Annotated in this window: 16 protein-coding genes; 3 read left to right on the top strand and 13 right to left on the bottom strand. The window is 70.8% G+C overall.

Features of this window, described 5'->3' with window-relative positions:
• The coding region (locus tag IE177_RS29160; protein WP_190018465.1) for a maltotransferase domain-containing protein at positions 1-711 on the bottom strand (711 nt) is incomplete at its 3' end.
• Positions 712-1048: 337 nt separating this feature from the next.
• Here IE177_RS29160 and glgP point away from each other — a divergent pair.
• A complete protein-coding gene (gene glgP / locus IE177_RS29165; RefSeq protein ID WP_190018466.1) occupies positions 1049-3667 on the top strand; it encodes an alpha-glucan family phosphorylase in 2619 nt (872 codons plus the stop codon).
• A 24-nt stretch (positions 3668-3691) separates the two neighbouring features.
• Here glgP and IE177_RS29170 read toward each other — a convergent pair whose 3' ends face one another.
• Both IE177_RS29170 and IE177_RS29175 read right to left on the bottom strand, forming a co-directional pair.
• Positions 3692-3901, bottom strand: a complete 210-nt coding sequence (locus IE177_RS29170) for a DUF397 domain-containing protein (protein ID WP_190018467.1) — start codon at positions 3899-3901, stop codon at positions 3692-3694.
• Positions 3902-3909: 8 nt separating this feature from the next.
• The gene (locus tag IE177_RS29175; protein WP_190018468.1) at positions 3910-4761 is read right to left on the bottom strand and encodes a helix-turn-helix domain-containing protein; all 852 of its coding nucleotides are present in this window, start codon (positions 4759-4761) and stop codon (positions 3910-3912) included.
• A 205-nt stretch (positions 4762-4966) separates the two neighbouring features.
• On the opposite strand from IE177_RS29175, the gene IE177_RS29180 reads away from it, so the two are divergent.
• Entirely contained in the window at positions 4967-5380 is a 414-nt protein-coding gene (locus IE177_RS29180; protein WP_190018469.1) for an ATP-binding protein, read from the top strand.
• Between the two features lie 33 nt (positions 5381-5413).
• Positions 5414-6286 carry a hypothetical protein gene (locus tag IE177_RS29185; RefSeq protein ID WP_190018470.1) on the top strand — a complete coding sequence of 291 codons (873 nt, stop codon included), beginning with the start codon at positions 5414-5416 and terminating at the stop codon, positions 6284-6286.
• Positions 6287-6842: 556 nt separating this feature from the next.
• Here the strand turns inward: IE177_RS29185 and IE177_RS29190 are convergent.
• The 10 genes from IE177_RS29190 to IE177_RS29235 all read right to left on the bottom strand — a co-directional run bounded on the left by IE177_RS29190 (position 6843) and on the right by IE177_RS29235 (position 24521).
• Positions 6843-11579, bottom strand: a complete 4737-nt coding sequence (locus IE177_RS29190) for a putative T7SS-secreted protein (RefSeq protein WP_190018471.1) — start codon at positions 11577-11579, stop codon at positions 6843-6845.
• Positions 11579-12217: a hypothetical protein gene (locus IE177_RS29195; RefSeq protein WP_190018472.1), complete on the bottom strand. Its 639-nt coding sequence runs from the start codon at positions 12215-12217 to the stop codon at positions 11579-11581. Before IE177_RS29195 ends, IE177_RS29190 begins: the two co-directional genes overlap by 1 nt.
• Entirely contained in the window at positions 12214-12720 is a 507-nt protein-coding gene (locus IE177_RS29200) for a hypothetical protein (RefSeq protein ID WP_190018473.1), read from the bottom strand. Before IE177_RS29200 ends, IE177_RS29195 begins: the two co-directional genes overlap by 4 nt.
• Before the next feature lie 123 nt (positions 12721-12843).
• Positions 12844-14106, bottom strand: a complete 1263-nt coding sequence (locus tag IE177_RS29205) for a DUF1266 domain-containing protein (RefSeq protein WP_190018474.1) — start codon at positions 14104-14106, stop codon at positions 12844-12846.
• A gap of 74 nt (positions 14107-14180) precedes the next feature.
• Positions 14181-14702 (bottom strand): DUF1990 domain-containing protein, encoded by a 522-nt coding sequence (locus tag IE177_RS29210; RefSeq protein ID WP_190018475.1) that lies wholly within the window; start codon positions 14700-14702, stop codon positions 14181-14183.
• Positions 14703-14771: 69 nt separating this feature from the next.
• The gene (locus tag IE177_RS29215; RefSeq protein ID WP_190018476.1) at positions 14772-16430 is read right to left on the bottom strand and encodes a M4 family metallopeptidase; all 1659 of its coding nucleotides are present in this window, start codon (positions 16428-16430) and stop codon (positions 14772-14774) included.
• A gap of 332 nt (positions 16431-16762) precedes the next feature.
• Positions 16763-18421: a M4 family metallopeptidase gene (locus tag IE177_RS29220; RefSeq protein WP_190018477.1), complete on the bottom strand. Its 1659-nt coding sequence runs from the start codon at positions 18419-18421 to the stop codon at positions 16763-16765.
• A 249-nt stretch (positions 18422-18670) separates the two neighbouring features.
• A complete protein-coding gene (locus IE177_RS29225; protein ID WP_229816326.1) occupies positions 18671-20725 on the bottom strand; it encodes a M4 family metallopeptidase in 2055 nt (684 codons plus the stop codon).
• 287 nt (positions 20726-21012) lie between these two features.
• A complete protein-coding gene (locus IE177_RS29230) occupies positions 21013-22776 on the bottom strand; it encodes an ABC transporter ATP-binding protein (protein WP_190018479.1) in 1764 nt (587 codons plus the stop codon).
• Positions 22773-24521, bottom strand: a complete 1749-nt coding sequence (locus tag IE177_RS29235) for an ABC transporter ATP-binding protein (protein ID WP_190018575.1) — start codon at positions 24519-24521, stop codon at positions 22773-22775. The genes IE177_RS29230 and IE177_RS29235 overlap by 4 nt, the downstream gene beginning before the upstream one ends.
• Positions 24522-24681 lie beyond the last annotated feature (160 nt).

Genomic DNA, 24681 nt, shown 5'->3' on the forward strand with positions numbered 1-24681 from the left:
CGCGTCGGAAGAGGTCACCAGCTCCCGCAGCGGATACCGGGCCAGCACCGCCTCCACCTCGGGCGCCAGCGCCGCCGCGAGCCGCCAGGCCGCCGGCCGGTCTTCGGCGCGCAGGGCGGCCGCCGCGTCGCGGACGACCGGCCGCTGCTCCTCCGGCACAGCCGCGGCCGCGCGTTCGTACAGCCGCGCACCCTCCTCCAGCACCAGTTCGGTGTCGATGCCCGCCGGAATCTTGATCCGGGCGTGGTGCCGCCAGGTGGACAGCGGGTCGGACCACGCCTCCACCGTGTAGGTCCAGCGGCCGGGTTCGCCCACGGTCACGGTGGCGCCCCAGCGGTCGGTGCCCGGGGCGAGTTCGCGCATCGGAGTCCAGGGGCCGGCCCGGCCCGCCGGGTCGCGCAGCACCACGTTCGCCGAGACGGCGTCGTGGCCCTCCCGGAACACGGTGGCCGACACCTCGAACGACTCACCGGCCACCGCCTTGGCCGGCCGGCGCCCGTGCTGGACCACCGGACGTACGTCGAGGACGGGGATGCGGCCCACGGCGGTGGCCGTCTCCGGGGCGGGCCCCTCCCCGGAGGGCGGCTGGCCGGTAACGCCCGCGGCAGGCCCCTTGCCCTTCCCGCCGGTTGACTTCTTACCTGTCGCCTTGGTGGCCTTGCTGGCCTTGCTGCTTGTCGGGGGTGCTGACGAGTGGTGCGTGGCGGGCATGACCGCTCCTGTCCGCGTCAACGTAGGTGTGGGCGGATGGCTGTGGGGAGGTGGGTCCTGCTGGTCCTGCTCTATACGTCGGTACGCATGTGGGGGTGTGTACCGGAGGAGCCTGCCCACCCGGCTCGGGTGGGCAACCCGGCACTCTGTTAACTACTCACTCGTACGTCCACACACAAGACCGGCCTCCTCTTTCCGGGTGCCCTGAGTCGCCCTCTTGACGCCCCGACACCCCGTCGGGCAGGTCCCCACCGACGCCCGGGTAACCACTACCGTCGAAGGTGACGACGAGACGTACAACGCCGTGCGTCTCACCCGCGACGCGTCGAGGTGGCAAGTGAAGGCGATCCGTCGGTTCACCGTCCGTCCCGTTCTCCCCGCCCCCCTCCGGCCGCTGAACGACCTGGCGCGCAATCTGCGCTGGTCCTGGCATGCGGAAACACGCGACCTGTTCCAGTCCGTCGACCCCGAGGCCTGGGCCGCCGCCGGAGGCGACCCGGTTCGGCTGCTGGGCACCGTACGACCGGCACGGCTGACCGAGCTGGCCGGCGACCGGCGGTTCCGGCGCCGCCTGGCCGCCGCAGCAGACGATCTCGACGACTACCTGACCGGCGACCGCTGGTACCAGGCCCAGGACGACGGCCTGCCCGCCGCCGTCGCCTACTTCTCCCCGGAGTTCGGCATCACGGCCGCGCTGCCGCAGTACTCCGGCGGGCTCGGCATCCTCGCCGGCGACCACCTGAAGGCGGCCAGCGACCTCGGCGTCCCGCTGATCGGCGTCGGACTGCTGTACCGGCACGGGTACTTCCGGCAGAGCCTGTCCCGGGACGGCTGGCAGCAGGAGCACTATCCGGTGCTCGACCCCAACGAGCTGCCCGTCACCCAGCTCAAGGACGCCGACGGCTCCCCGGCCCGGCTCTCCCTCGCGCTGCCCGGCGGCAAGGCGCTGCACGCCCGGATCTGGCTGGCCCAGGTGGGCCGGGTGCCGCTGCTGATGCTCGACTCGGACGTGGAGGAGAACGACCACGGCGAACGCGGGGTCACCGACCGGCTCTACGGCGGCGGCAGCGAGCACCGGCTGCTCCAGGAGATGCTGCTCGGCATAGGAGGTGTCCGGGCGGTGCGGACGTACTGCCGGCTCACCGGGCACCCGGAGCCCGAGGTCTTCCACACCAACGAGGGGCACGCCGGCTTCCTCGGCCTGGAACGGATCGCGGAACTGTGCGCGCGAGGGCTGGACTTCGACGCGGCACTGGAAGCCGTGCGCGGCGGCACGGTGTTCACCACCCACACCCCCGTCCCGGCCGGCATCGACCGCTTCGACCGGGAACTGGTCGCCCGGCACTTCGGTCCCGACGCCGAACTCCCCGGCATCGACGTGCAGCGCGTCCTGGCGCTCGGGATGGAGACCTACCCGGGCGGCGAGCCCAACCTGTTCAACATGGCCGTGATGGGCCTCAGGCTGGCCCAGCGGGCCAACGGGGTGTCGCTGCTGCACGGGCAGGTGAGCCGGGAGATGTTCGCGGGACTCTGGCCGGGATTCGACCCCGAGGAGGTGCCGATCACCTCCGTGACCAACGGGGTGCACGCGCCGACCTGGGTGGCGCCGGAGGTGCTGCGGCTCGGCGCCCGGCAGGTCGGCGCCCAGCGGACGGAGGACGCGCTCACCGTCGGCGGCGGCGAACGCTGGGACTCGGTCGCGGACGTACCGGACCAGGAGGTCTGGGAACTACGCCGCACGCTGCGCGAACAGCTGGTGCTGGAGGTGCGCGAGCGGCTGCGCGCGTCCTGGCGGCAACGCGGCGCCGGTGACGCCGAGTTGGGCTGGATCGAGGGAGTCCTCGACCCGGACGTCCTGACCATCGGCTTCGCGCGCCGCGTCCCGTCGTACAAGCGCCTCACCCTCATGCTGCGCGACCGCGACCGCCTGATGGAACTGCTGCTGCACCCGGACCGCCCGGTGCAGCTCGTCGTCGCGGGCAAGGCCCACCCGGCGGACGACGGCGGCAAGCGCCTCGTGCAGGAACTGGTCCGCTTCACCGACGACCCGCGGGTCCGCCACCGGATCGTCTTCCTGCCGGACTACGGCATGGGGATGGCCCAGAAGCTCTACCCGGGCTGCGACGTCTGGCTGAACAACCCGCTCCGCCCCCTGGAGGCGTGCGGCACCTCCGGGATGAAGGCGGCCCTCAACGGCGGCCTCAACCTCTCGGTGCTGGACGGCTGGTGGGACGAGTGGTTCCGGCCGGACTTCGGCTGGGCCATCCCCACCGCGGACGGCGCGGGCACCGACCCGGACCGCCGCGACGACATCGAGGCGGCGGCCCTCTACGACCTCCTGGAACAGCGGGTGACCCCCCGCTTCTACGAGCGGGGCCGTGGCGGGCTGCCCGACCGCTGGATCCAGATGGTCCGGCAGACCCTCGGCCACCTGGGCCCCAAGGTGCTGGCGGGCCGCATGGTCCGGGAGTACGTCGAGCGGCTCTACGCCCCCGCCGCGGAGGCCGACCGCGCCCTGACCCCCGACGCGGCACGGGACCTGGCCGCCTGGAAGGCCCGGGTGCGGTCCGCGTGGCCCGCGGTGAGCGTGGACCACGTGGAGACGACGGCGACGACGGCCACCGCGCAGCTGGGCACGACGGTGGGCCTCCGCGTCCGGGTCGGCCTGGGCGAACTGACCCCCGACGACGTCGAGGTGCAGGCGGTGTCGGGCCGGGTGGACGCGGAGGACCGCATCACGGACGCCACGATCGTCCCGCTGAAACCGGCGGGCGCCCCCGGCCTGGAGGGCCGCTGCGTCTACGAGGGCCCCCTGTCCCTGGACCGCACGGGCCCCTACGGCTACACGGTCCGCATCCTCCCCACCCACCGCCTCCTCGCCTCGGGCGCGGAACTGGGGCTGGTGGCGGTGCCGTCGGGGGACGTGGTGGAGGGGGCGGGGGTGCTGCTGCGGTGAGGTGAGGGGCGGGGCACCTTCGGTTCAGAACGCGTGCGTTCCTGGGGCGGGGGTGCCCTTCAGGGCCTGGAGGAAGGGGGCGAAGGCGGTGGTGGGGAAGGTGAGGGGGGTTCTGGCGGGGTCCTTGGAGTCGCGGACGGCTATATGGGTGTCCAGGTCCGCTACCTCGACGCAGTCGTTTCCCTCACCTCCGCCGGAGAAGGACGACTTCTTCCAAGAGGCGTGGGTGATCATGCCTGCCCTCACAGCTCCTTCATCAGCCGGTGGATGAGGTCGCGCGACCGCTCGGGTGGTAGCGCGGCTTCCCTCACCCTAAGGAACAGCTTCCGGAAGTGCTCCAGCTGGGCTTCCGAGTCGACGAACGCCGTGCCGTGCGGTGCGTCGCGCACGACGGTGTCCAACCGGGGAACCGCTCCTCCCAGGTGCACCATGGTGCTCCCGGCACCGGCGAAGTCATCCAATGCGAAGGGGATCACCTGGACGGTGACGTGATCGGCTTCGGACACGGCCAGGATGCGGTCGAGCTGTGCCCGGGAGGCAGCGCGCCCGGCCACCCTGATGCGGAGCACCGCCTCATGGATCACGGTCTCGTACGGGATGGGGTCCGGCCCGTCGATGACGACCCTCCGCCTCATCCGGTGTTCGACACGAAGGCCGACCTCGTCGTCCGGGAACTCGGGGTTCATGTAGGCGAAGAGGGCGCGGGCGTACTCCTCCGTCTGCAGGAGCCCCGGCACGTGGATGACGGCCACGTCCTTGCGAAACCTCGCGTGGTGGTCCAGCTCGGCCAGATCCTGGTAGGCGGCAGGGAGGACGCCCCGGTACTCCTCCCACCAACCGCGCCTACGGTCGGTCGCGATGGCCACCAGGGCGTCGATCAACGCTTCGTCCGAGCAGGCGTAGTTGGCAGCCAGTCGCCGGAGCCGCTGCTCGCTCACTCCGGCGATCCCGGACTCGATCTGACTCATCTGCACCGAGTTCACCCCGAGCAGGGCTGCCGCTTCCGTCGCCTTGAGCCCGGCGGCCTCGCGCAGTCTCCGCAGTTCCGTCCCCAGGCGAACCTGTCGTGCTGTGGGATTCCGTCGTGCCGGCACGGTGCCCTCTTTCCTCAACGGCCTCGGTGAGGCTGCTCGTTCGAGGGCAAGATTACGGGACCTGCTTGCGGCGGATGAAATTTATGCCCTACCGTCGGTGACGTAGCGCACACGGAGCGGAAGTGCACCGCGCCGCCCTGTCATGGCGCCCGCGGCAACGCCACCGCGCGCGGAATCCCCTGTCACCGAACGGAGTTGCTGACGCATGCCCGAAAACGAGCCCTGGGACTACACGCTCTACATCCCGAACGACGTGAGAGCGGTGACCGTGTGCCGCCGCACCCTGCGCCTGATCCTCACGATGCACGGGCTGATCGGGCTGGTGGACACGGCGGAGCTGCTGGCGACGGAGCTGGTGTCGAACGCGGTGCGGCACACGAAGGGGCCGGCGGCGCTGAGGGTGCGCCGGTCCCGGGAGGGGGTGGTGTGGATCGGGGCGTGGGACACGGACCCGGCACCGCCGCCTCCGCCCCGGACGCTGGGCCGGGTGGCGGGGCTGGAGGAGGAGGGGCGGGGCCTGGGTCTGGTGCGGGCGTGTGCCGACGGGTGGGGCTGGCAGCCGTCGGCGCGGTTCGGGGACCGGGGGAAGTTCGTGTGGTGCGAACTTGCGGCGGCGTAGCTCGTTGATCAGGTCGTACGGAAAGGAGAGCTGATGGTCGGCTCGTCGCACGAGGCGCTGCACCGGATCTTCCAGAAGGACCCGGCGCTGCTGACGAGGGCGTTACAGCGGGTCCTGCATGTGCCGTTCCCGGAACCGAGGGAGATCGCGGCACTGAACGTGGACCTCACCGAGATCGAACCGGTGGAGCGGCGGGTGGACACGCTGCTGCGAGCGGAGACGGGCGAGGGCACGTACCTGCTGGTGGTGGAGTCGCAGGGGAAGGTGGACGAGCGCAAGCGGGGCAGCTGGCCGTACTACCTGTCGTACCTGTACGAGAAGTACCGGTGTGAACCGGTGCTCATCGTGATCACGCAGAGCAGCGCTACGGCGCGGTGGGCATCCCGCCCGATTCGGCTGGGCTTCCGGGACTGGCACTCGCTGACGGTGCGTCCGCTGGTGCTGGGTCCGGACAACGTCCCGGTGATCGCGGATGAGCGGCAGGCGGAACGGGACGTACCTCTTGCGGTGCTGTCGGCGATGACACACGGGCGTGGGCCGCAGGCTCCGGCCATACTGGAAGGCCTGGCAACCGCCCTGCGGACCATCGACCCCGACAGTGCCGCGGTCTTCGTGCAGTTCGTCGACTCCTGCCTGGCCGACCCCCAGGCGAAGCAGATGTGGAGGGACCTGATGACAGCGATCCAGTACTTCTGGCGACACCCGCTGGCGGAGCAGGTGCGCGAGGAGGGGCGGATTCAGGAATGCCAGCAGATGACACTCCGAATTCTGGAGTGGCGCGGCATCCCAGTGCCCGACGCTGTGCGTGAGCGGGTCGAGGCGTGCTCGGATCTGGGCCAGTTGGAGGTCTGGGCCCAGCGGGCGGTGCACGCCCTGGACGCGGCGGAGCTGTTCACCGGGGAGTGAACGGGTGACCGTTGGGCCACTCGCTTCTCGGCCAGTGTCGTGCTTCCGTGAGCCGAGTAAAGGGCGCTGGGCGTCGCCTCCGGCGATGGCCCTCCGAGCCACCCTTGACTCGGCTCACTCCAGCACGGGGGGAGAGAGGAGCGAGCGAGCGGCCCGGAGGGGCGGTGGGCTTGGGCGGTGTCGGGCCCCTGAGTTGGCGGGGTTCACCTGGTCGGCATGGGGCGGGGGTCGACCGGAATTAGGTGACGGGGTAATTGGCGAATGTTGGGTCAGAGGGCTCACTCATCACGCTCGAATTTTGGAATCCCGGCCACCGAAGCAGGGTCGTCGATAGGGTAGATCGGTGCTCTGTCAGGAGCTCGTACCCGAGATACGGTAACACCGTGTAGACACGCATCGCACCAAAATAGGAGGTAGCCTAGGCGGCTTTCCGGGTCCACAACATACCGTATTCTTAGCTGATGCCTGCCGCAATGCGGGCAGGGTTCGGTGGCTGTGTCATTGGTATGGAGAGATACTCGCGAAAGCGTGTTCAGCCAGGCAGTGCGGCTAGCCACTAACTGTTACTTCCCTTGTAGTAGTGCCAAAACTGGTCTTCTGATTTATAGGCGGCCCGCTCCCATGCGGCCTCTTGCTCCAATGAGGAGGCGCTGCCGTATAGATCAATCTGCATGACGTGCATCCGTTCGTGCCCGATCGTCCGAACCAGGTCTTCCTTAGAGGTGAATGCATCGGGATACAAAGTGATGGTGCGGTCAGGTGATGTGTGTCCGTAAAGTCCGCGCCCTATTAGGTCTGTGTCTCGGTTAATCTTTATCTTTACTCCATCAAGCCCCACTCCAGCTTGCTCGGCCACCTGGCGCACCACTCGCTTCTGCATGGCAACTTGCAGCTCGGAGAACGGGCCGGTGTTCGCAGTTCGGCGCTCCAAGCCCGAGGATGGTTCGTTCGGGTGGCAGTCCGGTGCTAGCCCAAGGGCATCACTCCAAACGTGTGGGTTCTCTACATAAGTGGCAGGGTTTGGTGTCGGGATGAGCCCGAGTGGGTCTGCTGTGAGGTAGCGGGCAGTTTCGGGGTCGTAGTGGCGGAAGTAGTTGTAATGGAGGCCGGTTTCCGGGTCGTAGTACTGGCCCGGGAAGCGTAGGGGTGTGTAGGCCGTGCTGTCCGTTGCCCACGCCGTTGTGCCCCACAGGGTGCTGCGGGTGCGCCAGGCGATCTCGCCCTGTTCGTCGATGAGTTCGTTCGGGGTGCCGACCAGGTCGGTGACTATGGCGAAGAAGCGGGAGTCGATCTCGTCCTGGGGTGCATCGGCTGCGGTGATGCGTTCCGTTTGGGCCAGGGGGCGTAGGCCTTGGTGGTCCCAGGTGATGGTGACCGGGTTCGGGAGGTCCTCGGACGTCGTGCTTTGTTCGCAGAGTGTCGTGCCGTCCCAGGTGAAGTCCACCCTTTCCAGCACTGTCTCGCCGTCCCCAGCCATGCGGAGCTTCGACGTGCGGCGGCCCAGGGGGTCGTAGGTGTAGCGCCAGCGGGTGCCGTCCGGGGTGATGACCGAGGTCAAGCGGTCCTCCGCGTCCCACTCGTAGCGCCAAGTGTCCGGCTTTCTCGACAGGCGGGTCTTCTGGCGGAGCGTGATGCGGCCGAGGGCGTCGTGTTCGTAGCGGACGTTGCCTGCGCGGGTGATTCGGGTGCCCACGTACGAGCGGAGTCCCGTCGCCTCGGCTCCCGGGTGGTCCGACGGCCAGCTCGCCTGCGTCTGGTTGCCCGCCTCGTCGTAGGCGTACCGCTCCGTCCAGCCCGACGCGTGCACCGCCGTCACGCGGCCCGTCGCGTCCAGGTCGAAGCGGCGGGGGCCGGACAGGTGGTCGTCCATGCCGATCAGGTTGCCGTCGGCCCGGTAGGTGTAGGCCCGGTGCTGGATCGTGCGGCCCTCAGCGCCGGTCACCGACTGGGTCGTCAGGCGGCCGAGGAGGTCGAAGGTGTGCTGCTGGGTGAGCGCGCCGGCGACGGTGCGCGTCAGTTCGCGGCCCGCTTCGTCGTAGGTGAAGTCGATCGGGCGGCCCGACGCCACCATGCCCGTGCGGCGGCCCGCCGCGTCGTACGTCCAGGTCGTCTCGGCCCCGGTCGGGGTCGTGCGGCCGGTGCGGCGGCCCAGGACGTCGTACGTGTACTTCAGTGTGCGGCCGTCGACCGTCTCCGAGCGGAGGCGGCCGTGACGGTCGCGGAGCAGGGTCAGGGTCGTACCGTCCGGGCCCGCCGCCTGCGCGAGCTGGTCCGTCAGGTCGTAGGCGTAGGTGGTTACCTGGCCTGCTGCTTCCTTGCGCAGTACCTGGCCGAGTTCGTTGCGCTGGAAGGAGACCGTCTCGCCGAGGACGTTCGCCCGGGACGTCAGGCGGCCGGCGGCGTCGTACTCGTACGTCAGGGTGCGGTCGTCGAAGTCCTTCTCCGTCCGCAGGCGGCCGGCCGGGTCGTACTCGTACGTCCACGTCAGGTCCTGCGGGTTCGTGACCTTCGTCAGGCGCAGTTCCGTGTCGTGGGTGAACTCGTACCGGACACCGTCCGGGCCGGTGCGGGCGGTCAGCAGGTCGAAGTGGGTGTACTCGAAGTGGGTGACGCCGCCGAGTGTGTCGGTGTGGGTGGTGCAGTTGCCCTCGCCGTCGTACGTCCAGGTCTCGGTCGTGCCGTCGGGCGCGGTGCGCTGGGTGAGGCGGCCTTCGGTCGACCACTGGAGGCGGGTCGCCGCTCCGGTCGGGTCGGTGATCGTGACCGGGCGGCCCAAGGCGTCGCGCTCGTAGCGGGTGGTCGCGCCCAGTGGGTCCGTGATCTCCAGGGGGAGGCCCGCCCGGTCGCAGACGACCGTGGTGGTGTTGCCCAGGGGGTCGGTCACCGATGTCAGGTGGCCGGCCTGTGTGTAGGTGAAGCGGGTGGTCTGGCCGGCCGGGTCCGTCACCGACGTGCGGTTGCCCCGCTCGTCGTACGTCTGACGGATCACCGTGCCGTCCGGGTTCACCACCTTCACCGGCAGACCTGGACCGTTGTACTCCGCCTTCGCCTCGCGGCCGTCCGGGCGGATCGCCCGTGCGAGGTTGCCCGCCTCGTCGTAGTGGTACTGCGTGATGTGGCCCAGGGGGTCCGTCACGGACAGCAGGCGGTTGTAGCGGTCGCGGACGAAGCGCGTGGTCGCGCCCACGGCGTCCGTCTCGGCGATCACCTGGCAGCGGCGGTTGACCAGGTAGCTGGCGGTGTGACCGTGGGAGTCCGTGATGGTTGTGGTGTGCTCACCCGTCTCCGGGTCGGCCGGGCCGTAGGTGAACTCCGAGCGCAGGTGGCCCGCGGCGCCGGACTGGTGGGTGCAGCGGTCTTCGTCGTCGTAGACGTAGGCGAAGTGACTGCCGTTGGTGTCCGTCCAGGACGTGATGCGGCCGTCTCCGTCGTACCCGAAGCACATGGGGCGGCCGGAGGAGTTGACGACCTTCGTGAGGTGGCCGTCGGTGTAGTCGTACCGGATCAGCTCCTGGTCGGTGCCGTCCGGTGCCGCGCCCGCGAGGTGCAGGGACGTCACCCGGCCGTCGGTGGTCGACAGGAGCAGGCGGTAGCCGCCGCTGTGGGTGAGTGCGACGGGGGCGTCGGCGGCGTCGTACTCGAAGGTGATCCAGCTGCCGTTGCGGTCATCGAGTTGCTCCAGCAGCGCGAGGGCGGGGGAGCGGTCGGTGAAGTGCCGTACCTGGCCGGACTCGGGGTCGGCGAGGGTGTAGCCGTCGTCCGTGCGGTCCAGCGGCCAGCGAGGGCCGTGGGTGGGCAGGGTCGGCACGCCGGGGGCCGGATGGGGGTAGGCGAGCGTGAGGCCGTCCTCGCCGACGAAGACGACACCCTCCGCGTCGATCTCCAGGCGTTGATCGAGCGTGGAGGACCAGGTCGGGCCGAACCATCCGCCGAGCCGGTACGACGACTCGAACTGGCGCTTGAGAACCAGCGGCAGAGTGCCCGGGAGCGAGACGTCGGTCTGCGGCAGCACTATGCGACCGGTCGCGACATCGACGGGGTCCCTCTCGCACACCTTCTGCAGCGGTCGCCGTGAGACGTCCTCCGCGCCTTCCTCGACCGAGTCTCGGGCGGACTTGCGCAGTTTCCGTCGAACGGCTCCCTTGATGCCGTCCTTCAACCCGGCCCGCAGCCCGCCGCGCGCCAGCCCCGCGCCCTTCGTGCCGAACATCTCCGGGACCATCCGCCCACCGAACTCCGACGGGTCCTTCTTGAAGTCCTCCCACATCGACTTCGCCGTCCGCTCCGGGTGGGCGGTCGTGGAGCCCAGGCCCGAGAGGGTCATGCTGACGTTCTGCAGGAAGGCGGCCGGGTGGGTGAGGTTGTAGGGGTCCACGGGGTTCAGGCCGCGGACGAAGTTGACGAGGCCCGCCGTGCCCTTGACGATGCCGCCGCCGAAGTGGGTGAGCTCGGTGGTCGTGGCCTGCAGGCCGTCGGAGACGTTGCTGTCGAGGCGGTCCAGGGGTGGGGGCTCGGCCGGGGCGTGGGCGAGGGCCGCCTTCACCTTGGCCTGGGCCTCGGAGGCGGCGGTGTTGCGCTGCTTGCGGGCCTGGGCGAGTTTGTGGAGCGCCGCTCTGACGTCGGCCTTGCCCGGGTCGTCGAAGGGGGCGGGCTTCGGGCCGGGGTCCTCGTCCGTCTCGGCCTTGGCCTTGTAGGCCTCGACCTTCTTCTTGTAGGCCTCGGCCGCGGCGTTGGAGGCCTTGACGCCCTTGTCCCACAGGGCGATCGCTTCCTTGGCCTGGCCCTGCGCCCACTTGACGGTCTCGGCGTACGACTCCAGGGCGCCGGCCGCCGTGTGGCACGCCTCGGCCGCCTGTGCCCACTTGGTGGGGTGCACGCCGAACTTCTTGCGGAAGGCGTCGCCGCCCTCGCCCTTCCAGCCGGAGGAGTCGACCTTCTTCAGGCCCTGGCCGACCTTGTCGAAGGCACCGTGGAAGTCCCGCAGGTGCCCCGCGCTCTCGCGGATTTTCGCCGGGCTGCCGTGGATCAGTTCGTTCGCCTCGTCGCTCTGGCCCAGCTGCTGTTCACCGGGGGTGGCGCCCAGGTCGGAGGCGAGGCCGTCACCGTAGTCCTCGACCGCGTCGGCCCAGTCGTGCAGGCCGACGTAGTCCAGACCGCCGCCCACGACGTCCGTGGCGTGGTCGATGCCCCAGCCGACCTTCTTCTTGCCTTCGTCGTAGAGGTGTTCGCTCACCTCCAGGCCCTTGTTGAGGCCCTTCTCCAGGCCGTTCCCGAGGTCGCCGAGGATGCCCATCAGCCCTCACCGCCCTGCCGGCCGGCGGCCTTGGCGCGCTCCTCGGGGGAGGGTCCGAAGTGGTCGTCCAGGTATGCGGCGTACTCGGCGTCCGTCATCCCGAACATGTCCGGGCCCGGGCTCAGCGGGCCCAGGGACTGCGAGGTCGCCACGTCCCGGAAGGTGTCCTTCCAGCCCTGCTTGCTGTTGTCCCAGGCCTGCTCGAAGGACTCCTTGCTGTAGTCGACGTCGCCACCCCACGGGCCGGACTTGGCGATCTCGCCGTAGCCCATGTTCTCGACGTCCTCCTCGGACGCGTACGGGTTGCCGATCACCGCGTTCTCGGCGACCTTGAGGGTGCCCCCGACGTACTGGTCGGTCTCGTAGTACGTCCCGGCCGCCAGTCCCGTCTTCACCGCGAACCCGTTGCCCTCGTTGATCAGCGAGCGCACGCCCCACTCCCAGCGCTCGCAGAACGACTTGAACTCGTCCGTCAGACCGCCGTGCCCCAGCTCCAGCCCGGACAGGCCGATGCTGTCGAAACCGCGCCCGGCGCCGGCCTCCCCGATCATGCCGAGTTCCTTCAGCTCGCCCAGCGCGTCGGTCAGGCCCTTGGCTATCAGGCCGAGCCCCTGCGTCGTCAGGTCCGCACCGCTCACTTCACATCCCCCGTCTCCGTCTCGGCGTCCACCGCCACCGCGTCCGGCACGACCCCGTGCACCGGCGGGAACACAACGCCTTCGCCCTCACTGCCCACGTCCAGTGCGACCCCGCACGGCACGCCCACGGCCGGAACACCGGCGTCCAGCAGACGGGCCCCGAGCCAGCGCTGGTAGGTCCACTCCCGGTCGCCCTCACCCCGAGCCAGCGCGAAACGGGCCAGCGCCTGCTCGCCGGAGAAGGCGTAGATCCAGCGAACGCCGCCGAAGTCCCCTGTCAGCAGTCCCTCCTCGTCCGCGTCGAGCGGCACGAGTACGGCCGTTCGCCGGAACTCGCCCAGCAGGGCGGCGAAGTCGCTGCGTGCACGCTCGGCGGTGGGTGAGGCGGCCGCCTCCGGCCCGGACGCGGCCCGCTGGTCGGGGCGGGGCGCGTCCACGTAGTCGTACAGCCGTGACCTGGGTGTTCGTGACACCGCGCCGGCGTCGCCCCCGTGTTCAGTCATGCGTTCGATCCTCACATCGACGCATCCTCGGCTTCAACGTGATAGGTGCCCTTGACGCCCAGGTCGGCCGAATTCCGACCCGGGTACGGTCGTTCCCCCGTCAGCGCGTCGTCGGGCGGACGGTCACCGGAACGGGATGTCCAGCCACGGACTGCCCGGTTCCGACATCAGGATGCGGTGCGCTTCCACCACGTCCTGGTACCAGTCGCCGAACTCCTCGTCGTCGAAGTGAAGACAGCGGCCGAGGATGTAGCCGGCGGAGAAGGCCTGCCACGACTTGTAGGACTGGGCGGCGGCACGGCCGGCCTGGAGGACGGCGGACTCGGCCTCCTGCAGCGTCCCGTACCGTGCGCCGAGACCCCACCGGGCCATCTTCGAGGCGCGTCCCAGGTCCCAGGCGTCGACGGAGCTGACGTACTGGTTCTCGTCGAGTACGCCGTCGGCACGCATCCGGGCCTCGTAGCGGGTGATGCGTCCGATGAGTCTCTGCACGCCCTCGATCCGGGCCTGGACCTCGGGCTCCGGCCGGGGATCGGTCTTCGTGACGCCGCTCTCGGTGACCGTGACCGAGCCCTCGGAGTTGGCCCGGATGACGTTGGCGACCGCCTGCCGCCAGTACCCCGCGTCCACGTACCCGCCGAAGTCCCGGGCGATGGCGCGGCGTACACCCAGGGCGAAGTCCCAGACCGGGCTGCGCTGCTCGCAGGCGATGAGGTCGCGGAGGCAGCCTTGCCACTCCTCGCGAGTGGTGATGCCCCACCACTCCGCAAGCCGCTTCCGCTCGTCCGGATATCCCGTGCCGTGCCAGGCCATGCCGTTCCAGAAGGAGCCGTTGTTGACGCACAGGAGTGCGCCGCACGCGAGGCCGTGGGCGACGGCGCCCTGCCGGGGAGCGCCGATGCGGAGGGTCCGCAGTCGCATCGACCGATCCCGGGCGGGCGCCCGGTCCCCGTACTGGGCCCAGCTCGCGGAGTGCGGCGGCGCCGAGGGGAGGAACGCCTCACAGGGGCTCCCCGGATTGATGACGATCACCGGTGGATCGGTCGGCGTCCACACCTTGGCGAACCACTCGAGGAAGTTCCAGTCGAACACGCGGTGGGGTTCCGGCGCCGGCAGCATGCCCTCGGTGTACAGGGCCCAGATCCGCCCACCGGCGACTCGCGGGTCGTATCCGAACACGGCGTACGGGGCTTTGCCGGGTGCGGCGTCCGCCCTGTCCTTCCGTATCTCGAAGAACAGCCTGCACTGCGCGAGCTCCTCGAAGTACGTCGCCCAGTCGTCACGGGCCTTGGCCTCGAACAACGCCTGCTCGATGTCCGACGGTGGGGGCCACGCCTGAGGCGGTGGAGGAGCGCCGAATCCGGCGGGTGACGGACCGAACGACATGAGCCTCGCTGCCCCTCTCATTTCCGGCATTCAGTGGAGCGCCGAGGGTCGGCCGGATTCCGCCCCCGGTGTCGTCAGGCCTCCGACAGACCCGCGCACAGTTTCCGCAGGACCGTCCCGCAGCGGCGGGCGTACGCGTGCTGCAGGCCCCGGGTCGCCGGGCCGCCCGCCTTCGCGTACCACTTGGCCGCCTTGCTGAAGGCGGCCACCGTGAGCCAGACCGTGCCGTCGCCCGTGCGGTCGACCACGAAGGCCTCCTCGCCGCACTCGGGGTGGCCCGCCAGGGTGCCGTAGGCCCAGCCGGCCCGGCGGGGTTCCTCGACCGTCCAGACGACGCGGCAGGGGGCCTTGACCAGGGCGGCCAGCGTGACAGTGACGTCGACACCGGGGGCCGCCCGGTCGGCGCCGGCGTCGATGCCGACGCCCAGGGCGCGGTGCATCTCCCAGGTGAGCACCGCCTCGGCGGCGCGGCGGAAGACCTCCTCGCCCTCGCCGAGGCGGGTGCGCACCAGCAGCGGGTGGAAGCCGGGCGGGCAGAAGGCCGGGTCGTCGCGGGTCGCGCCGACCGGCTCGTAGGTGAAGGGCGCCGGGGACATGGGACACAAGAGTAGGGCGGTACCCGGGGCGGCCTCGCCGCGGGTACCGCCCTGCCTAACGCGTCGCCGTCACTTGACGTTGACCGCTGCCCAGGCGGCCGCGACCGTCTTGTACTCGGTGCTGGTGGAGCCGTACAGGCCCTTCGCCGCGCTCAGGGTCGCCTTGCGGGCGCCCTTGTAGTTCGTCGTCGACGTCATGTACTCGGTGAGCGCCTTGTACCAGATCTTGAGCGCCTTGGCGCGGCCGATGCCGGTGATCTTGGAGCCGTCGGCCGTCGGCGAGTTGTACTTGACGCCGTTGATCGTCTTCGCGCCGCTGCCCTCCGAGAGCAGGTAGAAGAAGTGGTTCGCGACGCCCGACGACAGGTGCACGTCCTTGTTGCCCACGGTCGAGGACCAGTAGTCGGCGGAGGCGCCGTCCTTGCTGGGCTTGTCCATGTAGCGCAGCGGGGTGCCGTCGCCGTTGATGTCGATCTTCTCGCCGATGAGGTAGTCGCCCTTGTCGGTGGTGTTCTTGGCGAAGAACTCCACGCCGGTGCCGAAGATGTCCGAGGTGGCCTCGTTCAGGCCGCCGGACTCGCCGCTGTACTCGAGACCGGCGGTGTTGGAGGTGACGCCGTGGCTCATCTCGTGGCCCGCCACGTCCAGCGCCGTCAGCGGGTGGGTGTTGCCCTCGCCGTCGCCGTAGGTCATGCAGAAGCAGTCGTCGTCCCAGAAGGCGTTGACGTAGTTGGTGCTGAAGTGGACGCGGGAGTACGCGGCCTTGCCGTTGTTCTTGATGCCGTTGCGGCCGAAGGTCTTCTTGTAGAAGTCCCACGTGACCTGGGCGCCGTAGGCGGCGTCGGCGGCGGCCGTCTGGTCCTTCGAGGAGCTGGAGGACCTGCCGGTGCCCCACACGTTGTCCGCGTCGGTGAACAGCGTGCCCTTGCCGCTCTCCTTGCGGGCCAGGTTGGTCGTCTGGTGACCGCCGCGCGAGGTGTCCTTCAGCTGGTACTTGGTACCGGACTTGACCGTGCTGAGCGACACCGTGCCCGAGTACCGGGTCTTGCCGGTGCCCGTCTCGATCGCCTGGTGCTCGTACAGCTTCTTGCCGGTGGCGGCGTCGGTGATGACGTGCAGCTGGTTCGGGGTGCCGTCGTCCTGGAGGCCGCCGACGACCGTCTCGTAGGCGAGGACGGGCTTGCCGCCGGCCGCCCAGATCACCTTGCGCGGGGCGGTGTCGGCGGAGGTGCTCTCCGAACCGGCGGCCCTGGCCGCGGTCAGCGCCTGCGTCGCGGCCTTGGCGGTGGCGATCTTCGGGGTGAGCGAGGCGACCTTGATGGCGGCCTCGGTGTTCCGGGTGACGCCCTCTGCCTTGCCGGACGGCGCGGTGTGGACGATCAGGTCGCCGCCGAGCACGGGCAGGCCGCCGTAGGTGCGCTCGTAGCGGGTGTGCACGGTTCCGTCGGCGTCCTTGACGACGTCCTTGACGACCAGCTTCTCCTCGGCGCCGAGGCCTATTCGCCGCGCCGTGTCGTCGGTTCCCGCCTGGGCCTGCTGGATCAGTGTGCTGCGGGCCCCGGCGGAGAGCGTGAGCGGGGCGGCCGACAGGGAATCGGCGCCGGTGGGCTCGTGGGCGGTGTCGGCGTTGGCGTTGAGGGCCACACCGGTGGTGATCAGGGCGCCGGCGACGACCGCGGTGGCGATGACCAGCTTGGTGCGCTTCTTACGCGCGTGGACGGGGCTCACTGAAGCTCCTTGTGCGTGGGGGGTGTCCGGCGGCGCGGGGGCCGGCCGGATCGGCGGCGTGAAGGTGTCGTGATGCCGCGGCGGTGGGGACAGCCTCGCTTGGAGAGCGCGTGCATGTCATGCCCTGACGTGATGTTGGCCGGAAGTCGTCTGTCCGGAAAGCGCTTCAGAAATGCGTGCGGGCGCCGCCCGAGGGTGCGAATTCTCAGGTGGCGCCCGGTGGAGAGGGCCAAAACATATGGCCTACGAGAGCAATGTCTTCCGGCCACGGGAAGGGGGCGGTACCCGGTGAACCTCCCTCCGGGTACCGCCCCGCTCCGAGCCCGTTGCGACTAGTTGACGTTGACCCCGGCCCAGGCCGCGGCCACCGCCTTGTACTCGGTGCTGGTGGAGCCGTACAGCGCGGACGCCGCGTTCAGGGTCGCCGTGCGGGCGGCCTTGTAGTTGGTCGTCGACGTCATGTACGTGGTGAGCGCCTTGTACCAGATCTGCAGCGCCTTGGCGCGGCCGATGCCGGTGACCGTGGAGCCGTTGTACGTCGGCGAGTTGTAGGTCACGCCGTTGATCGTCTTCGAACCGCTGCCCTCGGCGAGCAGGTAGAAGAAGTGGTTCGCGACGCCGGACGAGTAGTGCACGTCCTTGTTGCCGACGGTCGAGGACCAGTTGTCGGCGGAGCCGCCGTCCTTGCTGGGCTTGTCCATGTAACGCAGCGGCGAGCCGTCGCCGTTGATGTCGATCTCCTCGCCGATGAGGTAGTCGCCCTTGTCGGCGGCGTTGTTGGCGAAGAACTCGACGCCGGTGCCGAAGATGTCCGAGGTGGCCTCGTTCAGGCCGCCGGACTCACCGCTGTAGTTCAGGCCGGCGGTGTTGGAGGTGACGCCGTGGCTCATCTCGTGGCCGGCCACGTCCAGCGAGGTCAGCGGGTGGGTGTTGCCGCTGCCGTCGCCGTAGGTCATGCAGAAGCAGCTGTCGTCCCAGAAGGCGTTCACGTACGAGCTGCCGTAGTGGACGCGGGAGTAGGCGCCGACGCCGTTGTTCTTGATGCCGCTGCGGCCGAAGGTGCTCTTGTAGAAGTCCCAGGTCTCCTGCGCGCCGTAGGCGGCGTCCGCGGCGGCCGTCTGGTCCGTCGAGGAGCTGGAGGCCGCGCCGGTGCCCCAGACGTTGTCGGCGTCGGTGAACAGGGTGCCGGTGCCGGACGTCCTTCGGGCCAGGTTGTAGGTCTTGTGACCGCCCCGGCTGGTGTCGTACAGCTGGTACGTCGAGCCCGACAGGTTGGTGGTCAGGCTGACGGAACCGGAGTACAGGGTCTTGCCGGTGCCGGTCGCGTTCTCGACGCCCTGGTACTCGAACAGCTTCTTGCCGGTGGCGGCGTCGGTGATGACGTGCAGCTGGTTCGGGGTGCCGTCGTCCTGGAAACCGCCGACGACCGTCTCGTAGGCGAGGACGGGCTTGCCGGAGCCGGCCCAGATCACCTTGCGCGCGCCGTCCGCGGCGGTCTTGGCCGAGCCGAGGGTCTTGGCGGCGCTCACGGCCTGCTTCTCGGCCTTGGCGGCGGTGATCTGCGGCTTGAGCGAGGCCACTCTGATGGTCGCCTTGGTCGCCTTGGTGACGCCCTCGGCCTTGCCGGACTTGGCGGTGTGGACGATCAGGTCGCCACCGAGGACGGGCAGGCCGGCGTAGGTGCGCTCGTAGCGGGTGTGCAGCGTGCCGTCGGCGTCCTTGACGACGTCCTTGACGACCAGCTTCTCCTTGGCGCCGAGGCCTATCCGCCGGGCGGTGCCGGCCGCGTCGGCCTGGGCGTTCTTGATCAGGGTGGTACGGGCCGCGGCGGACAGCGTGGTCGGGGCGGCCGCGAGGGGCTTGGCGGCGGTCCCGGCCGAGGTGTGGGCGCTGGCACTGGTGGTCAGACCGGTGGAGAGCAGGGCTCCGGCGGCGACAGCGGTGGCGACGGCCAGCGTGGTGCGCTTGTGACGCGCATAGAGGGGGCTCACAGGGGCTCCTTCTTGTGGGGGAGTCCGGGCAGCGTGGGGTTACTGCCGGAGAGTGAGGCGATGTGAAGTTGTGGTCCTGCGCGGCGGGTGAGGGAAGAGTGACACCCGGGGCGCGTACATGTCAGGACCCTGAAGTGATGTTGGCTGAAACCCGGCTGTCCGGTTCGTGTTGCGCACATGTGAACGGGCGCCGCCGGGAGGTGACGAACCCCCCGGCGACGCCCTGTTTCCGGGCTCGTGGTGTGCGGTTTACGGGAACGTCAGCTTCCAGCTGTTGATCTTGCCGGTGTCGTAGCTGGCCTGATCCTGCACCCTCAGCTTCCAGGTGCCGTTGGCCGGTTCGGACGAGGCGTTGACGGTGTAGGTCTCGCTCACGTTGTCCGCCGAGTCGGACCCGGAGAAGCTCTTCAGCCGGTAGGCGGTGCCCGACGGGCCGACGAGGTCGATCACCAGGTCGCCGCGCCAGGTGTGGGTGATGTCGACGCTCACCTGGAGGTTGCTCGGAGCGTTCCCGGTCCGGCCGGAGACGGTGATGTCCGAGGTGACGGCGGGCCCGTTGTCCGGGATCGAGACGGGGCTGGTGTTCTCGTACGACGTGCCCCCGCCACCGCCACCACCGGAGCGCGAGCCGACCCCTACGCCCGCCCAGGCGTCCTGCACCGCCTTGTACTCGGCGCTGGTGGTGCCGTACAGCTCACCGGCCGCCGCGAGGGTGCCGGTGCGGGCGCCCGCGTAGTTGGTGGTGGACGTCCACTTGGTGGTCAGCGCCCGGTACCAGATCTGCAGCGCCTTGTCGCGGCCGATGCCGGTGACCGGAAGCCCGTCCGCGGTCGGCGAGTTGTAGCTGACGCCGTTGATGACCTTGGTGCCGCTGCCCTCGCTCAGCAGGTAGAAGAAGTGGTTCGCGGGACCCGACGAGTAGTGGACGTCGACCCCGCCGATGCCCGAGTACCAGTTGTCCTTGGACGCGCCGTCCTTGCTGGGCTTGTCCATGTAGCGCAGCGGGGAGCCGTTGCCGTTGATGTCGATCTTCTCGCCGATGAGGTAGTCGCCGACGTCGGAGGAGTTGTTGGCGTAGAACTCCACGCCGGTGCCGAAGATGTCGGAGGTCGCCTCGTTCAGGCCGCCGGACTCACCGCTGTAGTTGAGGTTCGCGGTGTTGGAGGTGACGCCGTGGCTCATCTCGTGGCCGGCCACGTCGATGGCGGTCAGCGGCTTGGCGTTGCCGCTGCCGTCGCCGTAGGTCATGCAGAAGCAGCTGTCGTCCCAGAAGGCGTTCACGTACGAGTTGCCGTAGTGGACGCGGGAGTAGGCGCCGACGCCGTTGTTCTTGATGCCGCTGCGGCCGAAGGTGTTCTTGTAGAAGTCCCAGGTGACCGCGGCGCCGTAGTGGGCGTCCGCGCCCGCGGTCGCGGCGTTGGAGTTGGTCCCGTTGCCCCAGGTGTCGGAGGACTGTGAGAACAGGGTGCCGGTGCCGGAGCTGCCGTGGTTCAGGTTGTACGTCTTGTGGTTGCCGCGCGCCCCGTCGTTCAGGGTGTACGTGGAGCCCGACTGCGTCGTGGTCAGCGTGACCTGCCCGCTGTACTGGGTGTTGCCGACGCCGCTCTTGACGCCCTGGTACTCGAACAGTTTCTTGCCGGTGGCCGCGTCCGAGACGACGTGCAGCTGGTTCGGGGTGCCGTCGTCCTGGAGGCCGCCGACCACCGCCTCGTACGCCAGCACCGGCTTGCCGCTCGCCGCCCAGATCACCTTGCGCACGGATTCCGCCGCCGGCCTGGCGGCGCCGAGCGCCTTGGCCCGCGCCACGGCCTGCTTCCCGGCCGCGGCCTTCGACACCGCCGGGGTGAGACCGGCGACCTTCAGCGTGGCGCCGGTGGCCCTGCGGACCTCCGTCGTCCTGCCCGACCCGGCGGTGCGGACGACCAGGTCGCCGCCGAGCACCGGCAGGCCGGCGTAGGTGCGCTCGTAGCGGGTGTGCAGCGTGCCGTCGGCGTCCTTGACGACGTCCTTGACGACCAGCTTCTCCTTGGCGCCGAGACCTATCTGCCGGGCGGTGGCGGCCTTCGCGGCGTCGGCGTGCCGGATCAGCTCGGCGCGCTGCGAGGGGGTGAGCTTGACGGCCACGTGGGCCGGGTCGACCTTGCCCGCCTGCGGCTTCGCCGGTGCCGCGCTGGCCGCGCCGGACTGGACGGCGGCGGCGATCAGGGCGGCGACGCCGGCGAGGGCGACGGTGGCGGTGCGGCGGCGTGAGGCGCTGTGGTGCGTTGCGTGGGAGGTGCGTCCGCGAGAGGAAATGCTTCTCAACACTGACTCCTTCTGCATGACCGCGGGTCGCGCGGCCAGGGGAGACCGGACGGTGGGTTGGGGCGTCCGGGCAGAACAGGGCGTTACGCGGAACCACGTGCGGGTGCGGAGCCGGCTCACGCGCGGTGCGCGGAAGCTGTGAGGTTGCTGTGAGTCGGCCAGGGAAGGGTGACAGGGGATCACCGCACCTGTCAGGACCGCGTCACAAACTTGGCCGGAAAAGCCCCGTTGTCCGGATATTCATGTTCGATATACGGATTGTCGGCCGCCCCGTCGGGTACCTCGTGTCAGCGCGCCCGCGCGTCCCCGTGCCACGTCCGCCACAGCCCCGCGTACGCCCCGCCGGCCTTCACCAGGTCGTCGTGCGTGCCCAGTTCCGTCAGCCGGCCGTCCTCCATCACCGCGACCCGGTCCGCGTCGTGGGCCGTGTGCAGGCGGTGGGCGATGGCGATGACCGTGCGCCCGCGCAGGACCGCGGCCAGGGCGCGCTCGGTGTGCCGGGCCGTGGTGGGGTCCAGCAGGGCCGTCGCCTCGTCGAGGATCAGGGTGTGCGGGTCGGCCAGCACCACGCGGGCCAGGGCGAGTTGCTGTGCCTGGGAGCCGTCCGTGGGTCTGCCGGACGGCCCGAGCAGGGTGCCGAGGCCGTCCGGCAGGGCGCGGACCCAGTCGTCGGCGCCCACCGCGGTGAGCGCCGCCCACAGGTCGGCGTCCGTAGCGGCCGGTTCGGCGATCAGCAGGTTGTCGCGGACCGTGCCGAGGAAGACGTGGTGCTCCTGGGTGACCAGGACGACCTGGCGGCGCAGCACCTCCGGCTCCAGTTCCGCGACCGGCACCCCGCCCACCGTCACCGTGCCGGTACCGGGCCGGTCGATGCCCGCGAGCAGCCTGCTGAGGGTCGTCTTGCCGGCCCCGGAGGGCCCCACCACCGCCAGCCGCTCCCCGGGCCGCACCGTCAGGTCCACCCCGCGCAGCACCTCACCGCCGCGCTCGTAGGCGTACCGCACCCCGCGCACGTCGATCCGGTCGTCCGCCGGGACCGCCGGCGCACCCCCGGCGTCCTCGCGCGGCGCCTGCGCCAGGCCCTCCACCCGGGCGAACGACGCACTGCTGGACTGCAGTTGCTCCACCCGCATCAGGATCTGGTCCAGCGGCTCGGTGAACTGCCGCAGGTACAGCGCCGCCGCCACCACCGCGCCGGCCCCGACCTCGCCCCGGGCGTGCAGCCATCCGCCCAGCAGCAGCACCCCCACCACGGGGACCGTGTACGTCACCTCGACCGCCGGGAAGAACACCGTCCGCAGGAACAGGGTGCGAAAGCGGGTACGGCGGGACGCCTCCAGCGCGTCCCGGCTCGCCGCGACGCGCCGCCGCCGGAGCCGGAACGCCTCGACGGTGCGGGCCCCGGCCGCCGTCGACGCGACGATCTCCGCGACCTCCGAGGTCGCCGCGCCCTCGGCGAGATAGCCGTCCCGGGCGCGTCGCAGGTACCAGCGCAGCGCCAGCCAGATCGGGGTGAGACCGAGCAGCCCGAACGCCCCGAGCAGCGGATCGAGCGCGAACACCGCGGCGAGCAGGAACACCGCCTGCACGGTCTCCACCAGCAGGTCCGGGCCGACGTCCCGCAGCGTGGTGCCGACGGTGGCCACGTCCGCCGTGCCGCGCGCCGTCAGGTCCCCGGTGCCGGCCCGCTCCACCACGGACGCGGGCAGCGCCAGCACCCGTTCGACGTACTCCTCGCGCACCCGGGCCAGCGTCCGCTCCCCGAACCGGTGGCCCACGTACCGCGCCCAGCGGGCCAGCAGCAACTGAGCCAGCGCGCACACCAGGATGAACAGCGCCGGCCGGTCCACCGCGTCCGCCCCGCGCCCGGCCCGCACGTCGTCGACGATCCGCCCGACCAGCCACGGGCCGGCCAGCCCCGCTGCCGCCGCCAGCACGTTCAGCACCAGCGTGGCGGCGAACGCCCGCCCGTCGCCGCGCACCAGCCGCAGCGCGGCCCGCCGCACCCGTGCCCGGTCCGCGACCGGGAGCAGTCCCTCGCCCGCCGTCACCGTACGGCCTCCTCCGCGTCCACCGCGTCCACGGCGCCCCTGTCCTTCGCGTCTTCCGTGTCCCGTGACACCAGCGCCCGGTACCCGGGCTCCTTGGCGAGCAGCAGCCGGTGCGGGCCGCTCGCGGCCACCTTGCCGTCGGCCAGGAACACGACCGTGTCCGCGTGGTCCAGCACCAGCGGGGAGGTGGACGTCACCACCGTCGTACGGCCCTCCCGCGCCCGGCGGAGGCGTTCGGCGACCGTCGCCTCCGTGTGCGCGTCCAGCGCCGAGGTCGGCTCCACGGCGAGCAGCACCTCGGGGTCGGCCAGCAGCGCCCGGACCAGCCGCATCCGCTGCCGCTGCCCGCCGGAGAGGCTGCGGCCCTGCCCGGCCACCGGCGAGTCCGGCCCCTCGGGCAGCCCGCGTACGACGTCCTCGGCGGCCGCCGCGTACAGCGCCCGGCCGAGGGCCGCGTCGTCGGCCGGACGCGCCGCGGCCACCACCTCCCGCAGCGGCCCCGCGAACAGGTCGGCCTCGTTGTCCGCGACCAGGATGCGCTCGCGCACCGCGTCCAGCGGGACCGCGTCGAGCCGTACCCCGCCCCAGGTGGCGTCGGTCGGACCGTACCGGCCGAGCCGGTCGACCACGGCGGCGGCCTCGGCGGGGCGGGTGGCGGCCAGCACCGTCAGCCGGCCCGGCGGCACCCGCACCCCGGAGGCGGGATCGTGCAGCTCGGCCGGTCCGTCGGGCGCGGGCAGGCCGCCCTCGTCCGGCTCCGGCTCCAGCCGCAGCAGCCCCACGACCCGGCGCGCGGCCACCACGCCCCGGTTCAGGTCGTAGGCCATCATCACGAAGAACGCCACCGGCCCGATCAGCACCGCCACATAGCCGTACACCGACACCAACTCGCCGACGGTGATGGACCCCTGGGCCGCGAGCCGGGCCGCGAGCCAGGTCACCACCGCCAGGAACAGGGTGGGCAGGCCCACCCCGAGGGCCTGCACCCAGCTGGCCACCGCCCCCACCCGGTAGCCCTGCGCCCGCAGCCGCTGCGAGTCCGCGCGGAAGGCGTCCGCGAACAGGCCCTTGCCGCCCAGGCCGTTGAGGACGCGCAGGCCGCCCGCGAGATCCGCGATGCGCGCGGTGAGCACCCCCTGCCGCTCCCGGTACTCGCCCTCCGCGCCCTGCAGACGCCGCGTCAGCGGTCCGGTGAGCAGCGCGACCACCGGCACCCCGAGCAGCACCACGGCGGCCAGTGGCGCGGAGAGGGTGAACAGCAGCCCGGCCACCACCGCGTACACCACGACCGAGCCGACACCCGGCCCGACCACGGTCAGAGCCTGCGCGAGGGTCTGCACGTCGCCGACCCCGATCGTCACCACCTCGCCGGCCCCCGCCCCGCGCGGCAGCGCGGCCCCGAGCCGCGTCACATGTCCCACGACCACCTTGACCGTGCGGAAGTTGGCGTCCATCCGCACCCGGGTCATCGTGCGGTGCCGCATGATGCTCAGCCAGGCGTTCACCGCCCCGACCACGAACATCGCCCCGGCCCACCCGGCCAGCACCCCCAGCCGCCCCGGCACCAGACCGTCGTCCACGGCCCGCGCCGTCATGTACGGCTGCGCGGCCAGCAGCACCATCCACGTACTGCCCAGCAGCGCCCCGGCCGCCGACCGCCCCGGCTGGCGCAGCACCAGCCACCACAGATAGCGCCAGCCGCCCCGGGTGTCGGGCGTGCCCGGGTCCGCGTAGGCGTCGATCATCCGTCCCCCGATCCGCTCGGCCTCACCGGGAACGCGGCCCGGCGGCAAACGTCGAACCTATCCAGGGTGGCGACCGCCGCTCCATCGAATAAAGGGGGCAGCGGCGGGGACGTGAGGGGCTTCGGGCGCACGCCGGGGCGCGGGCACGCGCCAGCTCGCA

The sequence above is a fragment of the Streptomyces lucensis JCM 4490 genome, from assembly GCF_014650035.1.
GTDB classification, from domain to species: Bacteria; Actinomycetota; Actinomycetes; order Streptomycetales; family Streptomycetaceae; genus Streptomyces; species Streptomyces lucensis.